13 protein-coding genes and 1 pseudogene are annotated in these 14,248 nt (G+C 63.1%); 6 read left to right on the forward strand and 8 right to left on the reverse strand.

Annotated features, from left to right (window positions below):
* Positions 1–334, reverse strand: a pseudogene (locus JOZ76_RS15785) (universal stress protein); the annotation flags it as partial.
* Positions 335–728: 394 nt separating this feature from the next.
* On the opposite strand from JOZ76_RS15785, the gene JOZ76_RS15795 reads away from it, so the two are divergent.
* The 4 genes from JOZ76_RS15795 (at position 729) to JOZ76_RS15810 (ending at position 4,351) form a co-directional block, all read left to right on the forward strand.
* The gene (locus JOZ76_RS15795; RefSeq protein ID WP_291699544.1) at positions 729–2,294 is read left to right on the forward strand and encodes a bifunctional aminoglycoside phosphotransferase/ATP-binding protein; all 1,566 of its coding nucleotides are present in this window, start codon (positions 729–731) and stop codon (positions 2,292–2,294) included.
* A gap of 413 nt (positions 2,295–2,707) precedes the next feature.
* Positions 2,708–3,241, forward strand: coding sequence for an IS110 family transposase (locus tag JOZ76_RS15800; protein WP_291699545.1), 534 nt, complete (start codon positions 2,708–2,710; stop codon positions 3,239–3,241).
* A complete protein-coding gene (locus tag JOZ76_RS15805) occupies positions 3,151–3,519 on the forward strand; it encodes a transposase (RefSeq protein ID WP_291699546.1) in 369 nt (122 codons plus the stop codon). The genes JOZ76_RS15800 and JOZ76_RS15805 overlap by 91 nt, the downstream gene beginning before the upstream one ends.
* A 523-nt stretch (positions 3,520–4,042) precedes the next feature.
* Entirely contained in the window at positions 4,043–4,351 is a 309-nt protein-coding gene (locus tag JOZ76_RS15810) for a glycine zipper domain-containing protein (RefSeq protein ID WP_441300039.1), read from the forward strand.
* A gap of 88 nt (positions 4,352–4,439) precedes the next feature.
* Here JOZ76_RS15810 and JOZ76_RS15815 read toward each other — a convergent pair whose 3' ends face one another.
* From JOZ76_RS15815 to JOZ76_RS15825, 3 genes are all read right to left on the reverse strand, one after another.
* Positions 4,440–4,895 (reverse strand): RidA family protein, encoded by a 456-nt coding sequence (locus tag JOZ76_RS15815; protein WP_291699547.1) that lies wholly within the window; start codon positions 4,893–4,895, stop codon positions 4,440–4,442.
* 27 nt (positions 4,896–4,922) lie between these two features.
* The gene (locus tag JOZ76_RS15820; RefSeq protein WP_291699548.1) at positions 4,923–6,599 is read right to left on the reverse strand and encodes a benzoate-CoA ligase family protein; all 1,677 of its coding nucleotides are present in this window, start codon (positions 6,597–6,599) and stop codon (positions 4,923–4,925) included.
* A 171-nt stretch (positions 6,600–6,770) separates the two neighbouring features.
* Positions 6,771–7,265 carry a MarR family winged helix-turn-helix transcriptional regulator gene (locus JOZ76_RS15825; RefSeq protein WP_291699549.1) on the reverse strand — a complete coding sequence of 165 codons (495 nt, stop codon included), beginning with the start codon at positions 7,263–7,265 and terminating at the stop codon, positions 6,771–6,773.
* 291 nt (positions 7,266–7,556) lie between these two features.
* On the opposite strand from JOZ76_RS15825, the gene JOZ76_RS15830 reads away from it, so the two are divergent.
* Together JOZ76_RS15830 and JOZ76_RS15835 are read left to right on the forward strand one after the other, a co-directional pair.
* On the forward strand, positions 7,557–8,732 hold the full coding sequence (locus tag JOZ76_RS15830; protein ID WP_291699550.1) for an ABC transporter substrate-binding protein: 1,176 nt from the start codon (positions 7,557–7,559) through the stop codon (positions 8,730–8,732).
* 24 nt (positions 8,733–8,756) lie between these two features.
* Positions 8,757–9,209 carry a cupin domain-containing protein gene (locus tag JOZ76_RS15835; RefSeq protein WP_291699551.1) on the forward strand — a complete coding sequence of 151 codons (453 nt, stop codon included), beginning with the start codon at positions 8,757–8,759 and terminating at the stop codon, positions 9,207–9,209.
* A 20-nt stretch (positions 9,210–9,229) separates the two neighbouring features.
* Here JOZ76_RS15835 and JOZ76_RS15840 read toward each other — a convergent pair whose 3' ends face one another.
* The 4 genes from JOZ76_RS15840 to JOZ76_RS15855 all read right to left on the reverse strand — a co-directional run.
* On the reverse strand, positions 9,230–10,468 hold the full coding sequence (locus tag JOZ76_RS15840; protein WP_291699552.1) for a flavin-dependent oxidoreductase: 1,239 nt from the start codon (positions 10,466–10,468) through the stop codon (positions 9,230–9,232).
* A 58-nt stretch (positions 10,469–10,526) separates the two neighbouring features.
* The gene (locus tag JOZ76_RS15845; RefSeq protein WP_291699553.1) at positions 10,527–12,878 is read right to left on the reverse strand and encodes a bifunctional salicylyl-CoA 5-hydroxylase/oxidoreductase; all 2,352 of its coding nucleotides are present in this window, start codon (positions 12,876–12,878) and stop codon (positions 10,527–10,529) included.
* Between the two features lie 99 nt (positions 12,879–12,977).
* Positions 12,978–13,814, reverse strand: coding sequence for an enoyl-CoA hydratase family protein (locus tag JOZ76_RS15850; protein ID WP_291699554.1), 837 nt, complete (start codon positions 13,812–13,814; stop codon positions 12,978–12,980).
* Positions 13,815–13,849: 35 nt separating this feature from the next.
* A partial coding sequence (locus tag JOZ76_RS15855) for an SDR family NAD(P)-dependent oxidoreductase (RefSeq protein ID WP_291699555.1) occupies positions 13,850–14,248 on the reverse strand: 399 nt, incomplete at its 5' end.

The following is a 14,248-nucleotide window of genomic DNA, read 5'->3' on the forward strand; positions in this document are numbered from 1 at the left end:
GATCCCTCAATCGGGCCTGCCACGCGAGCGCCGGCGCAATCTCGTCGCCAGGCAGCCGTCGCAAGTCCTGCACGTGGCGCACCCCGAAGCGGGTCGCGGCATCATCGAATGCCCGGAGAAGGCCGCGTGCGTCGGTGGTGCCGCGCACCGTTTCGCGTCCGACAGCGTCATCCGAAGCGAGAAGCGCCGGCCGAACGGAAACATCCTCTTGGACCGCCACGGCATCGATCCTGGCGGCCAGATCCCCGGCGACCGCAACGCATTTCTCGATCGCCGCTATCGCGCGATCATCGGGCTCCCCGACCAGCGGCAAAAGGACGTCCTTGATCGGCATGCGCACTCTCCTCGCCCGTGAACATTAGGGCTTCGCGGGCGTTTGTTCTTGATCTCGATCAAGGTGCCGCGTCATGAGGATCACTCGCCCCAACAATCGTTGACAGAGGTCAAGACTGGTATCCATTGCCCCGGATAGGTGTTGCTGCAGCCGCCCGGGCCGCTCAGGTCGGAGAACACAAATGCACGCGATGGGATTCCCTAGCTCGGATACACCTGCGGGGTCTGTTCGTATTGCCGGCATGGCATGGAAAATCTCTGCGACCGCCCGCTCTTCACCGGCTATATGCGCGACGGCGGCGCTGGCGAAACTCCGGACCGGGCAGATCCTGGGAGCTGCGGTGCTCCGGCCATGAGGCAGTCACCCATTTAGACATGACGCAAGGCGCGCGCCGATGACGAGTTCCGAAACCGACGACAGCCAAGCACGCGTGTTCGCGTTCCTGACAAACCCGGAACAGCATCCGTGCATGCACCGGATCGATACGCATGCCGCGTCAGTCTTCCTCGAGGGAGCGCGGGCCCTCAAGATCAAGCGTGCGGTTCGCTTTCCCTTCCTCGACTATTCGAGTCTCGCGAAACGCAAGGCAGCGTGCGAGGACGAGATCAGGATCAACCGGCCATTTGCGCCAGAGATCTATCGACGGGTCGTGCCGATCACGCGCGCGGAAAACGGGTCGCTCAGCCTCGATGGCGACGGCACGCCGGTGGAATACGCCATCGAAATGACGCGCTTCGACGAACGGCAGACGATCGATCATCTGGCTGAAGCCGGCCCGCTCGATCCCGGGCTTGTCGATGCCATTGCGGACGCGGTCGCGGCCTCTCACGCGATCGCCCCGCCTGCAGACGGACAGGCCTGGACCGCCTCGATTCCCCGCCTGATCCAGGGCAACAGTTCGGCGCTGCACGCCTTCGGCAGTTCTTTTGGCGGCTTTGCGCCCGCTGCAATCGACGATCTCGACAACGCATCGCAGGCCGCGTTTGCGCGCGTTCGAAACCTGCTCGACATCCGCGGACGAAGCGGATTTGTGCGGCGATGCCACGGCGACCTGCATCTGGCGAACATCGTGCTGATCGATGGCAAGCCCGTGCTGTTTGACGCGATCGAGTTCGACGAGACGATCGCCACGGTGGATGTGCTCTACGATCTGGCATTTCCGCTGACGGATTTTCTCCGTTATGGCCGGCCGGAGGCGGCCAACTCGCTGCTGAACCGCTATCTTGCCATCGCGGCGCCCGAAAACATGCAGGCGTTGACGACGCTTCCGCTGTTGATGTCGATTCGTGCCGCCATTCGCGCTCACGTCGTGCTCGCACGGCTAAAGCGAGACGGTTCGGCATCCGACAAGGCGGCGATGACAGCGACCTCGCGCCGCTATTTCGATCTGGCCTGCACGCTGATCCATCCGCCCGCGCCGATCCTCATTGCTGTCGGCGGGCTGTCAGGAACCGGCAAGTCGGTCCTGGCGCGCGGCATCGCGCCGCTGGTTGCGCCGCTGCCAGGCGCCGTCATCCTGCGCAGCGACGTCTTGAGAAAGCAACTTTTCGGACTCGGCGAAACCGAGAAACTCCCCGCCAACGCCTATGAGCCGGAGATCAACGTAGGGATCTACGAGGCAATGGTCGACCGCGCGCGGGAAATGCTATCGCAAGGGCATTCCGTCGTGGTCGATGCGGTCTATGCGAAGGAAGAGGAGCGCAATGCCATTCGCGAGGCGGCGCGCAAAGCCGGCGTAGGCTTCGCAGGCTTTTTTCTCGTGGCGGACCTCGCCACCCGACAAGAACGTATCGCGGGCCGAGGCGCCGATGCCTCCGATGCAACGACCGAGATTGCCGCCACCCAAGAGAGCTATCGGATCGGGACAGTCGACTGGACCATCGTCGATGCCAAGGGAACGCCGGATACACTGGTCAAGCGATGCCAGGCAGAAATCGCCGGCGTGCCCTTGGCACTCTAAACCCTGATTGGGTTAGTCTCACTGCGTCACAAAGTCTTTGCGCACGCGCCGCGGGACGCGGTGGTCGTGACTGCGCCCTTGTGTGGAGAAAATCTGCCAGAATGTGCAAACGGGCGGTTCTCACCAACCGCCCGTTGCTGGAACTAAGCCCGCTGCGCCAAAGGCCATGAGCCTGTTAGAGAGCGTGGGACAGCTCCGGTGTCTTCCTCAACCCGAACAGTTGCATGGGCTTTGAGCCCGAACCGAGCAAAGAAGGGAGTGGATGATGGCACAAAATGACGCTGTTGTCGTCGGCATCGATGTCTCCAAGGCCAAGGTGGACGCGTGCATCCGTGCGCTCAAGCTTTGCCTGGCCTTTCCGAGCACGCCAGAGGGACGAGGTAAGCTGGTTGGCTGGTTAGCGCAAGCACAAGGTGACCAAGGCGGTGATGGAGGCGAGCGGCGGCTATGAGCGGGACTGGGCCAAGGCAATGCGCCAGGCCGACATCGAGGTGCGGATCGTCGACCCCAAGCGGGTTCGCAACTTCGCGCTGTCGGCCGGACGTCTGGCCAAGAACGATGCGATCGACGCGGAGATGATCGCCTGGTTCGCCGAGACCTTTAGCGAGGGGGCCACTCAGGTCTACGATGCGGCCTGTGAGGAACTGCAGGCGCTGGTGAAGGCACGCTCAGCGCTTGTCAATGTCAGGGCGCGCCTGCAATGCCAAAGCGAGCACGCCGCGCCCGGCTTGGTGCAGAAAGCACAAGCCCCCGTTCTGAGATGCTTGGACAATGAGATTGCCAAGCTCGAGGATGCGATCTCCGCCAAGGTGAAATCCACTCCGGATCTGCTGAGCGCGCTGAGATCATCGAGAGTGTGCCCGGGCTCGGCGAGACCACTGCCACAAACCTCGTTGCAGGCCTGCCCGAGCTCGGCGAAGTTAGCGACAAGATCGCCAGTGCCCTGATCGGCGCTGCCCCTTATGACGACGACAGCGGCAAACGGCGTGGCCACCGCCAGATCAAGGGTGGACGCCGCTGGGTGAGAAACGCCATCTACATGCCCTGTGTCGGCGCCGCCAGGCTGAACAACCCTGTCCTCATGGCCTTCTATGATCGCCTGATCGCCAGGGGCAAAAAACCCAAGGCGGCGCTCGTCGCCTGCATGCGCAAGCTGATCGTGATCCTCAACACCATGCTCGCGCGGCGGCCGAAATGGGATCCCAGCCGCTACGCGTTGCGGTGAGCTGAGCGAGCGCGCTCTTACCGCGCTCGGTCCTCGGCCGAGCGCATGCCAAGCCAACAGACCGGCGAGCGGACGGGATCAAGGCCTTCAGCCGCCGAAGGCGGTGGCGCGCCTTCGCGCCAGCCTTGAGGTCGGCCGATCGCCGGGCTACTTCTAACACAGTTGCTCTTGATTTCAGAGGGACACGAATGCCGCTTGACCCGGGCATATCCTGCCGCGGGAACATGGAGCGCCGTCTTCTCTGCTGTTTGAAAATGTTGATCTGGATTTTGCCTGGGCGCGAAGCTCGTCGCTCCGAAAGGCGCACGGCGTGCTGTGCGACCCAGTCTGTGCGTTGCCACAATTCTGCAGGACCCGCTGGGTCCCAGTCCAAAACGAAAGAATGCGCAGAGCACATACCAAACGCTGATTTTGCTCCGTAAAACCCCGGAAGCCCTGCTCGCGCTGGCGACTTGACGTCTGCTGAGGCTGCCTTCAGTGTCGCCCGCGATATTGATGAAGAGAGACTTGGGGAGAAATCAAGATGATGCCGAAATTCGCGCTCGCCGGGCTGCTCGCGCTCGCGGTCTGCGCACCCTTTGAAACTGCATCTGCGCAAGACCCGCTTGGCGGCGCGCTCGTGGGCGGAGCGGCGGGCGCCATCATCGGTGGCGCGGTCGGTGGCGGCCGGGGGGCTGCGATCGGCGCCATCGTCGGTGCGGGAACCGGGGCCGCAGTTGCGGCGCATGGCGAGCCGCGCCGGGGCGGTTACTATTATTACGACAGAGGCTGCTACCTGCAGCGTCCTGATGGCGCCTGGGTGCGCTATCCCCGCCGCTACTGCGAATATTGATCCCGTCAGGCGTGGCCTGATCGCGCCAAAAGCTCGGACGCATGTGCCAACCGATCAAGGCTTTCAGCGATCACTGAAAGCCTTGATGTTACCGCGGCACCACCGCGGTGGCTTCGATCTCGACGCGCGCGGCCTTTTCGACGAGGCGGACGACCTGAACGAGCGCCATCGCCGGATAGTGCGCACCAACGATCTCGCGATAGATGCGGCCGAGTTCCTTCAGATTCGCAAGGTATTCGTCCATGTCGACGACATACCAGGTCAGCCGCACGAGATGCTCCGGCCGCGCATCGCCTTCGGCGAGAATCGCCGCAATGTTCTGCAGCGTCTGGCGCACCTGACCGACAAAGTCGGCCGCCAGATGTTCGTCGCGATCCCAGCCGATCACGCCGCCCGTCACGACAATTCGTCCATCGGCGGCCATGCCATTGGCATAGCCTTTCGGCATCGGCCAGCCGCTCGGCTGCAGGATCTTCGCGGGCGCAGAAGCGCTGTCCTTGCCGAGCGGCAGCACCGCGAGTGTGGGCCCTTTTTGGGTGCTCACCAGGTGTTCTCCATCATCTTGATGCGTTCATTCCGCGGCCATGCCGGCCGAGGCACCGCCTTGCGCCATCTGCCGCAAGGCAAAGCGCTTCAGCTTGCCGGTCTCGGTCTTCGGCAGTTGCGCCACGAACTCGATCGCGCGCGGATATTTGTAGGGCGCGATCTCGCGTTTGACATGGTCCTGCAACGCCGCCGCCAGCGCGTCGTCGGCCTCCAGGCCGGAGGCGAGCACGATGTAGGCCTTGACGATCATGCCGCGCGCGTCATCGGGCGCGCCGACCACACCGCACTCCGCCACTGCGGGATGGGACAACAGCGCCGCTTCGACCTCGGGGCCTGCGATGTTGTAACCGGAGGAGATGATCATGTCGTCGGCACGAGCGACGAAGGAAAAGCGGCCCTCTTCGTCGCGGACGAAGGCATCGCCGGTCAGATTCCAGCCACCCCGCACATAGTTCGTCTGTCGCGGATCCGCGAGATAGCGGCATCCGGTCGGCCCTCGCACTGCGAGCTTGCCGACGCTTCCCACCGGCAGTTCGTTCATCTCGTCGTCGACGATCTTCGCCTCATAGCCCGTCACCGGCCGTCCCGTTTTACCCGCGGTGGCGTCTTCGACCCGATTGGTGATGAAGATGTGCAGCATCTCCGTGCTGCCGATCCCGTCCAAAATGGGCTTGCCGGTCTTGCGGGTCCAGCTTTCGAACACCGGCGCGCGCAGCGTCTCGCCGGCCGATACCGCAAGGCGCAGCGACGACAGGTCGGCTCCCTGCTCCATCGCCGCCATCATGGCGCGATAGGCGGTCGGCGAAGTAAAGCTGATCGTGGCTTTGTAGGTTTCGATGATCTTGATCATCTCGCCGGGGGACGCGTTCTCGAGCAGCGTGGCGGTCGCGCCGAACCGCAGCGGGAAGATCGCAAGTCCTCCAAGGCCGAACGTAAATGCAAGCGGCGGCGAACCGACGAAGACATCATCGGGCGTAACTTGCAGGACTTCTCTGGCGTAGCCATCCGCGATCATCAGGAGGTCGCGATGAAAATGCATCGTCGCCTTGGGTTCGCCTGTTGTCCCGGAGGTAAAGCCGAGCAAGGCGACATCGTCCCGGCCGGTCTTGAACGCATCGAACCGGACCGGCTTGTTGAGCGCCACGCGATCAAGCTCCGCATCATGGTTCGACGTGCCGTCAAAGTTCACCACCTGCTTCAGAAAACGACTGGTCTTGGCGCAGGCGACCAGTTCATCGGCGATGCGGCTGTCGGTGAGCGCCAGCGCGATCTCCGCCTTGTCGACGATCTTGCCGAGCTCGCCGGCGCGCAGCATCGGCATGGTGTTGACGACGACGGCGCCCGCTTTGGTCGCAGCCAGCCATGCCGCCACCAGCGCAGGGTTGTTGCCCGAGCGGATCAGGACGCGATTGCCGGGCTTGACCCCGTAATTCTCGACCAGGGCATGGGCCAGACGGTTCGACCAATCCGCGAGTTCCTTGTACGTGCGCTGGCGGCCGTTGCCGATCAGGGCGGTGTGATCGCCAAATCCCTTTTCGACCATGCGGTCGGTCAGCTCGACACCGGCGTTCAGATAATCGGGATATTGAAACTCCGACCGGTCGAGCAGCAGATCCGGCCAATGTTGGAAGGGCGGAAGATTCCGCCGCGCAAAATCGTCAACATGACCCGAAGGACCCAGCCTCGGCTCTTGACCTGACATTTCCATCGCTCCCTCGCTCCTGAAGAAACGGCTCGAGACCAACAATCGCGAACGCCCGGCAGCGCTTTATCCTTAAACATTTTAGGCTTAAAATAATTTTGCGCAATAGTCCAAATCGGCGTTTCCTGCCCCTTTCTGTCCCTGAGATTTGCCTGTGCCGCGGCGCCCGCATCAGCCTGACCGGCGCTTGGCCGAGTTTTGTGCCGACGCCTTGGTCTTGGCCAAGAGCCGCATCAATTCACGGACATCCTTGGGCGTCAGTTCCGAGAACATGTCGGCGATCCAGGTTTCGTGTTCGGCCGCCATCTTGCGGAACTCGGCGCGGCCGAGCTTGGTCAGGCGGATCACCTGCACGCGGCGATCAGTCGCGGATGTGCGCCGATCGAGATGCCCGGACTCGACGAGACGCTCCACCAGCCCCGTGACATTGCCGTTCGAGACCATCATCCGCTTCGACACATCGGACAGGGTCATACCATCAGGCGCCTTGTCGAGCTGGGCCATCAGATCGAAGCGCGGCAGCGTGACGTCGAAGCGCGCGCGCAGCCGGGTGCGCACTTCGCCCTCGATCAGGGTCGTACAGGTCAGGAGCCGAAGCCACAGCCTGAGTTCGTCGGCGTGATCTTCCGGTTGCTCGACGGCCTTGGTCTCGGAATCCAGCATCATGCTCGCATGCCCTACCCGCGCGGCGCCGCTGCCGGCAATCGCGGGCGAGCCGGCATTGCTTTAAGTTTCGAACAATTTGGGAGTCGCGGCAAGTCAAAGCCCCGTCTGCGCTACGCTTTCGGTCGGCATTTCTTTAGGCTTCAAATAACTGGCGCGGGGATTGCATGCCGCCCTCGCGGGGTCAGGCGCGTCAACGGCGTCGCTTGCGGCGAAAGCCTTCATCAGAATAAGCTCGAAACGGATGAGCGGGTTCAATTGGCGTGGACCCCGATGCCGATCGAGGGGAGCATAATGAAAAGACAGTTGAGTTTGGCCGTGCTGGTCGCGTTGTGGAGCGTTGCCGCTGTCCCGGCCTTGGCACAGGACAAGATCAAGATTGGCGTCATCGTGACGCTTTCGGGACCGGCGGCCGCGCTTGGCCAGCAGGTGCGCGATGGTTTTGCGCTCGCGGTCAAGGATCTGGGCGGCAAGATGGCCGGGAAAGATGTCGAGGTCGTCGTGGCAGACGACGAGCTGAAGCCCGACGGCGCGGTCACCAAGGTGAAGGGCCTGCTCGAACGCGACAAGGTCGATTTCGTCGTCGGCCCGATCTTCTCCAACATCCTACAAGCGATTCACAAGCCGGTCATCGACAACAAGACGTTCCTGATCAGCCCGAATGCAGGTCCGTCGAGCTACGCCGGCAAGGAGTGCAGCCCGTTTTTCTATGTGACCTCCTATCAGAACGACCAGGTGCACGAGATCCTCGGCAAGGTCGCGCAGGATCGCGGTTACAAGCGCGTCTATCTGCTGGTTCCGAACTATCAGGCAGGCCGCGATTCCGTCGCGGGTTTCAAGCTCGACTACAAGGGCGAGATCGTCGAGGAATCCTACATGCCGCTGGGCTCGCTGGACTTCCAGCCCGAACTCTCCAAGATTGCATCGCTCAAGCCAGATGCCGTTTTCACCTTCATGCCGGGCGGCATGGGCGTCAACCTCGTGAAGCAGTACAGGCAGGCCGGCCTCGCCGACAGCATCCCCGTGCTCTCCGCGTTCACCGTCGATGAATCGACCCTGCCGGCACAGCAGGATGCCGCGGTCGGCATGTTCGGCGGTGCCGACTGGGCCCCCAATCTCGATAATGCCGCGAGCAAGAAATTCGTTGCCGGCTACGAGGCCGCCTACAACGGCGTGCCCGGCACCTACGCTATGCAGGCCTACGACGCCGCGATGCTGATCGACAGCGCGGTCAAAGCGGTGAAGGGCGATCTCTCGAACAAGGATGCGGTCGCTTCTGCGCTGAAGAAGGCCGATTTCGCGTCATTGCGCGGCGGCTTCAAGTTCAACACCAACGGCTATCCGATCCAGGATTTTTACCTGACCAAGGTCGCCAAGCGTCCCGACGGAAAATTCCAGACTGAGATCGTGCAAAAAGTGTTCGAGAACTATGGCGACCGCTATGCCAAGGATTGCGCGGCAGCCAAGTAAGCAAGGGAAAGGAAACACATCGCCATGAGGACCGAGATCGCCGGCATCACGCGGGCCAATGAGGGCATCCAGGGCATCACCTGGAGTATTCTTGGCCAGACCTATGTGCCGAAAAGCCTTTCCGACCAGAGCTTTTCCTGGCACGCGACATTCCCGCCGGGGACGTTCGTGCCACCGCACATCCATCCCGATCAGGACGAGTATCTCTACATCCTGGAAGGCCGGCTGGACTTCATGCTCGACGGCGCCGATGAGTATGCCACTCCTGGAGATACCGTGCGCCTGCCGATGGGCAAGCCGCACGGAATCTTCAACAAGTCGCAGCAGCCGGCAAAGACGCTGTTCTGGGTGTCACCGACCCGCAGGCTCTACGATCTGTTCTGGGCCATTCACAACATGAAGCAGCAGAATCCGGAAGAGGTCATCAAGCTCGCGGCCGAGCACAATATCCACTTCCTGCCGCCGCCCCCGGCTTAGCCAAGGGACCGCCTTGAGGACTAACGCGAGACGACCCGCGCGGCAAATCCCGCCCGCGCGGCATAGCCGCGGACGATCGCCTCGCGCGCCTCGTAGTTCAGGATCGTGTCGACGTCGGTGAAGCCCTGGGGCGCGAGTTGCTCGACGGCGTCAATGACGCCCTCGGGGCCGCCGCGCCGGTTGGAGGCGACCACCTCGGCGGTCATCGGCAGGCGCTGCCGCTCATAGGCGACAAGGGCCTGGCGCGGGTGCTCGGAGCGGGCCAGCGCATCCGCGAGGCTGCGGGCGTCGAGAATGGCCTGGGACGCCCCGTTCGAGCCGACCGGATACATCGGGTGCGCGGCATCGCCAAGCAGGGTGACGCGGCCGCTCGACCAATACGGCAAGGAATCGCGGTCGCAGCAGGGGTATTCCCAGAACTCCGGCGTCGCGCGCACCAAGGCGGCGAAATCGACCTGGGAGATTGAGAAGCCGGCGACATGCGGCATCAGCTCTTCCGGCTTGCCGAGCCGCGACCAGTCCTCCCGACGCGGCGGCGGCGTCGTGCCGTCCCCGATCTTGACCAGCACCGCCCAGTTGGTCAGGCGGCTGGCTGGGCTCGACCCTTCCGCGATCGGATAGATCACCGCCTTGGCGTTGAGGCCACCGGCGATGATCATGGATCGTCCCGTCAGGAAAACGGGCCAGTCCGCGGCACCCCGCCACAGCATCAGGCCATTCCAGCACGGCGGTCCCTCTTCGGGAAACAGCGTCTGCCGAACCTTGGAGTGGATGCCGTCGGCGCCGATCAGAATATCGCCGCGCGCCGTGTGCGTGTGAGCCCCGCTGCGGTCAAAGAAATAGCCGGTCACCCCGCCCTCGTCCTGGGTGAACGCACCGAGGCGGCAGCCGGTGTGGACGGCGTCGTTGCCGAGCCGTTCGAGCACAGCCTGATGGATGACGCCTTGCAGGCGGCCGCGATGAATTGAGAATTGCGGAACCTCGTGGCCGGCATCGAGCCCGCGCTTTTCGTGCCAGACCTGCTGGCCGTGCCGGGTCAGGTAGAACAGCTCATGGGTGCGGATCGCGACCTCATCGAGACGATCCAAAAGGCCGATCCCGGCGAGCTCGCGGATCGCATGCGGCAGCGTATTGATGCCGACGCCGAGCTCGCGAATGGTTTCCGACTGCTCGAACAGCTCGCACTCGATGCCCCGCGCCCGCAGCATCAATGCCATGGTAAGGCCGCCGATCCCGCAGCCAACGATAACCGCCTTCATGGCCTGAACTCCGTACCCCAACGCCGACCAATGCCGCCGGAGAGGGTCGCACGGCCGCTTACTCCGCCGCAAGCGGCTTTCGCGCCTCCTCCCTGAGCTCGGCCCGGGTCTTCGGCTTAGCCTTAATCTTCAGGTCTTCGAAGTCCTGCCGGTCCCGCAAGCTGTTGCGGAAGATCTGCTCCTTGCCGGGCAGATATTGCGGCGGACAGAACATCCCGTCAGCGCCGTACCAGGCAGCGGCCCTCATCGTGAAGGAGGGATCAACCAGATGCGGCCGGCCAAGCGCTACGAGATCGGCCCGCCCGGCGGCCAGGATGGTGTTGACCTGATCCGATGTCGTGATGTTGCCGACGCACATGGTGGCGACCCGCGCCTCGTTACGCACCTGATCGGAGAACGGGGTCTGGAACATGCGTCCATAGACCGGCTGGGCATCACGCACGGTCTGGCCGGTCGAGACATCCACCAGGTCGACGCCGGCCTCGGCGAAGGCCCGGGCAATCTGGACCGCATCGTCGCCTGTGATCCCGCCCTCTGCCCAGTCGGTCGCGGAAATGCGCACCGACATCGGCTTGTGTGCCGGCCATGCTGCCCGCATCGCCTGAAAAACTTCCAGCGGAAAGCGCAGGCGGTTTTCCAGTGAGCCGCCATAGGCATCCGAGCGCGTGTTCGTGAGCGGCGAGATGAAGCTTGCCAGCAAGTAGCCGTGGGCACAGTGCAGCTCCAGCATGTCGAAGCCGCAGCGCTCGCCACGCTCTGCCGAGGCCACGAACGCGGCCTTGACCGCCTCCATCGCGGCACGGTCCATTTCGCGCGGCACCTGGCTGTCGGGAAAGTAAGGAATTGGCGACGCTGAGATGACGTCCCAGCCGCCTTCCTCAAGCGGCCGGTCGATCCCCTCCCACATCAGTTTGGTGGCGCCCTTGCGGCCGGCGTGGCCAAGCTGCAATGCGAATTTAGCGGCGGAGTTGGTGTGCACGAAATCGACAATGCGGTGCCAGGCGACCTCCTGCTGATCGGTCCACAGACCAGCGCAACCGGGCGTGATCCGCGCCTCGCGGCCGACGCAGGTCATTTCCGTGAAGATCAGGCCGGCGCCACCGATCGCGCGCGATCCATAGTGCACCAGATGAAAATCGGTCGGCACACCCTCCTTGGCCGAATACATGCACATCGGCGAGACCACGGCGCGATTTTCTAGCCGCATGTCGCGCAGTTTGAGCGGCTGGAACATCGGGGCGACTGGCTTTTCGACATCGACGTCGAGCCCGCGCGCCTGTACCTGCCGCGCAAAGGCCTTATCGACCTCGGCGACGAAACCCGGCGCGCGCAGCGTGAGATTGTCATAGGTGATCGCCTTGGAGCGGGTCATGACGCCAAAGGCGAACTGAACCGGGTCGAAATCCCAGAAGCGGTCGACATGTTCGAACCAAACCAAGGAGACGTCAGCGGCGTGCTGGGTCTTCTCCACTTCCTCGCGGCGCCCCTCCTCGTAGTCCTTCAGGGCGGCAGCGACGTCAGGCGCGCGCGCCATCGCATCGGCAAGCGCAATCGCATCCTCCATCGCGAGCTTGGTTCCTGACCCGATCGAAAAATGCGCGGTCGCCTTGGCGTCGCCCAGCAGCACCATGTTGTCCTTGACCCAGCGCGTGTTGCGGATCATCGGAAAGTTGCGCCACATCGAGCGATTGATCAGCAGCGGATGGCCATCGAGAAACCAGCCGAAAATCTCGGCCATGCGATCGGCCGACTGACGCTCGTCCAGACCCGTCAAGCCGGCGCGCCTGAAAGTCTCCGGGTCGGTCTCAAAAATCCAGGTCGAGCGCCCGACCTCGTATTGATAGGCGTGGGCGATGAAGGGCCCCCACTCCGTCTCCTGGAAGATGAAGGTGAAAGCATCGAGCGGCCGCGTCGACCCCATCCAGGCAAACATGTTGGAGCGCAGGTCGACCTCGGGCTGGAAGTGATCGATGTATTTCTCGCGAAAGCGGCTGTTGATGCCGTCGGCGAGAATGACGAGGTCGGCTCCTTCAAAGCGCGCCTCGTCGCCGATTTCGGTCTCGAAGCGCACGTTGACGCCGAGCTCGCGGGCGCGCTCCTGCAGGATCAGGAGCAGCGTCCGGCGCGAACAGCCGCAAAAACCGTTGCCGCCCACCCGGTGCACCGTGCCGCGGAAATGCACCGCGATATCATCCCAATAGGCGAATTCCTGGGTGATGCGGCGATAGCTCGGCGGATCATACTTCTCGAAATTGTCGAGGGTAGCATCGGAGAACACCACGCCGAAACCGAACGTGTCGTCGGGGCGATTGCGCTCATAGACCGTGATATCGGCGCCGGGACGCTGCTTCTTTAGCAGGATCGCTGAGTAGAGGCCGGCCGGACCACCACCGATGACCGCGATCTTCATGATACCCTCCAAGAGCAGGCTATCGATCCGAAAATTATTTTAAACCTAAAATATCTTGTCGCAAGTTTCTCTTCAAGGGCTCTGTTGCGCGAACCCCGGTCAGTTGCCCTGGAATACCGGCTTGGCTTTATTCGAAAAGGCCTCGAAAGCGCGCTCGAAATCGCCTGTGGTCATGCAGAGCGCCTGGGCCACAGCCTCGGCCTCGATGGCTTCCTCCACCGACATCGCCCACTCCATCGCCAGCATGCGCTTGGTCATGGTGTTGGCGAAGGTCGGCCCCTGCGCCACCCCTGCAGCCAGCGCGAGCGCCTGCGGCAGAACCTGATCGGCCGCGACGATCCGGCTGAAGAAGCCCCAGCGCTCGCCCTCCTCCGCGGTCATGAAACGACCGGTATAGAGCAGTTCCGAAGCACGCGATTGCCCGATGATGCGGGGCAGGATGGCGCAGGCGCCCATGTCGCAGCCGGCAAGCCCGACCTTGTTGAACAGGAAGGCGACCTTGGCGCCGTTTGCGGCCAGACGCATATCGGAGGCCATGGCGATGATCGCGCCCGCCCCGGCGCAGATGCCCTCGACCGCGGCCACGATCGGCTGCGGGCAGGCTCGCATCGCCTTGACGAGATCGCCGGTCATGCGGGTGAAGGCGGTCAGCCCCTTGGTGTCCATTTTCACCAGCGGCCCGATGATCTCGAACACATCGCCGCCGGACGAGAAATTGCCGCCCGCACCCGTCACCACCACCGCTTTGAGTGCATCATCGAAGGCGCAGGCACGGAAGAAATCCGTGAGTTCGCGATAGCTCTCGAACGTCAGCGGATTCTTTCGTTCCGGGCGGTTCAAGGTCACGGTCGCCACGCCATCGGCCGCCGCGAGCAGGAAGTGCTGGGGCTGATATTGTGCCAAGGGCAGCGTGACGGGATTGGCTGGCCGGCTCATGGGTCTTTCCTCATCAATCGCGATTGTTGTTGATTTCAAACTTCACCGCCCGCGACCGCGATCGCCTGACCGGTAATCGCACCGGCACCGGTGCCACACAGCCAAAGCACGCTATCGGCGACTTCGGCCGGCGCTATCAGGCGCCCCTGCGGGTTATGACGCGCCAATTCGGCAGTCGCCTGTTCCCGGCTGCGGCCGGTCTTCTTGATGATGTTGTCGATGCTGCCCGCAACGAGGTCGGTATCCGTGAAGCCTGGGCAAACAGCATTGACAGTCACGTTGGTAGTCGCCAGCTCCAGCGCAAGCGAGCGGACCAAGCCCACCACGGCATGCTTTGCCGCAACATAGGCGCTGACATAGGGATAGCCCTTGAGGCCGGCGGTCGAGGCGATGGCAACGATGCGACCATAGGGACGATCCCGCAACGACGGCAG

This window comes from Bradyrhizobium sp. (assembly GCF_019244115.1).
GTDB lineage: Bacteria > Pseudomonadota > Alphaproteobacteria > Rhizobiales > Xanthobacteraceae > Bradyrhizobium.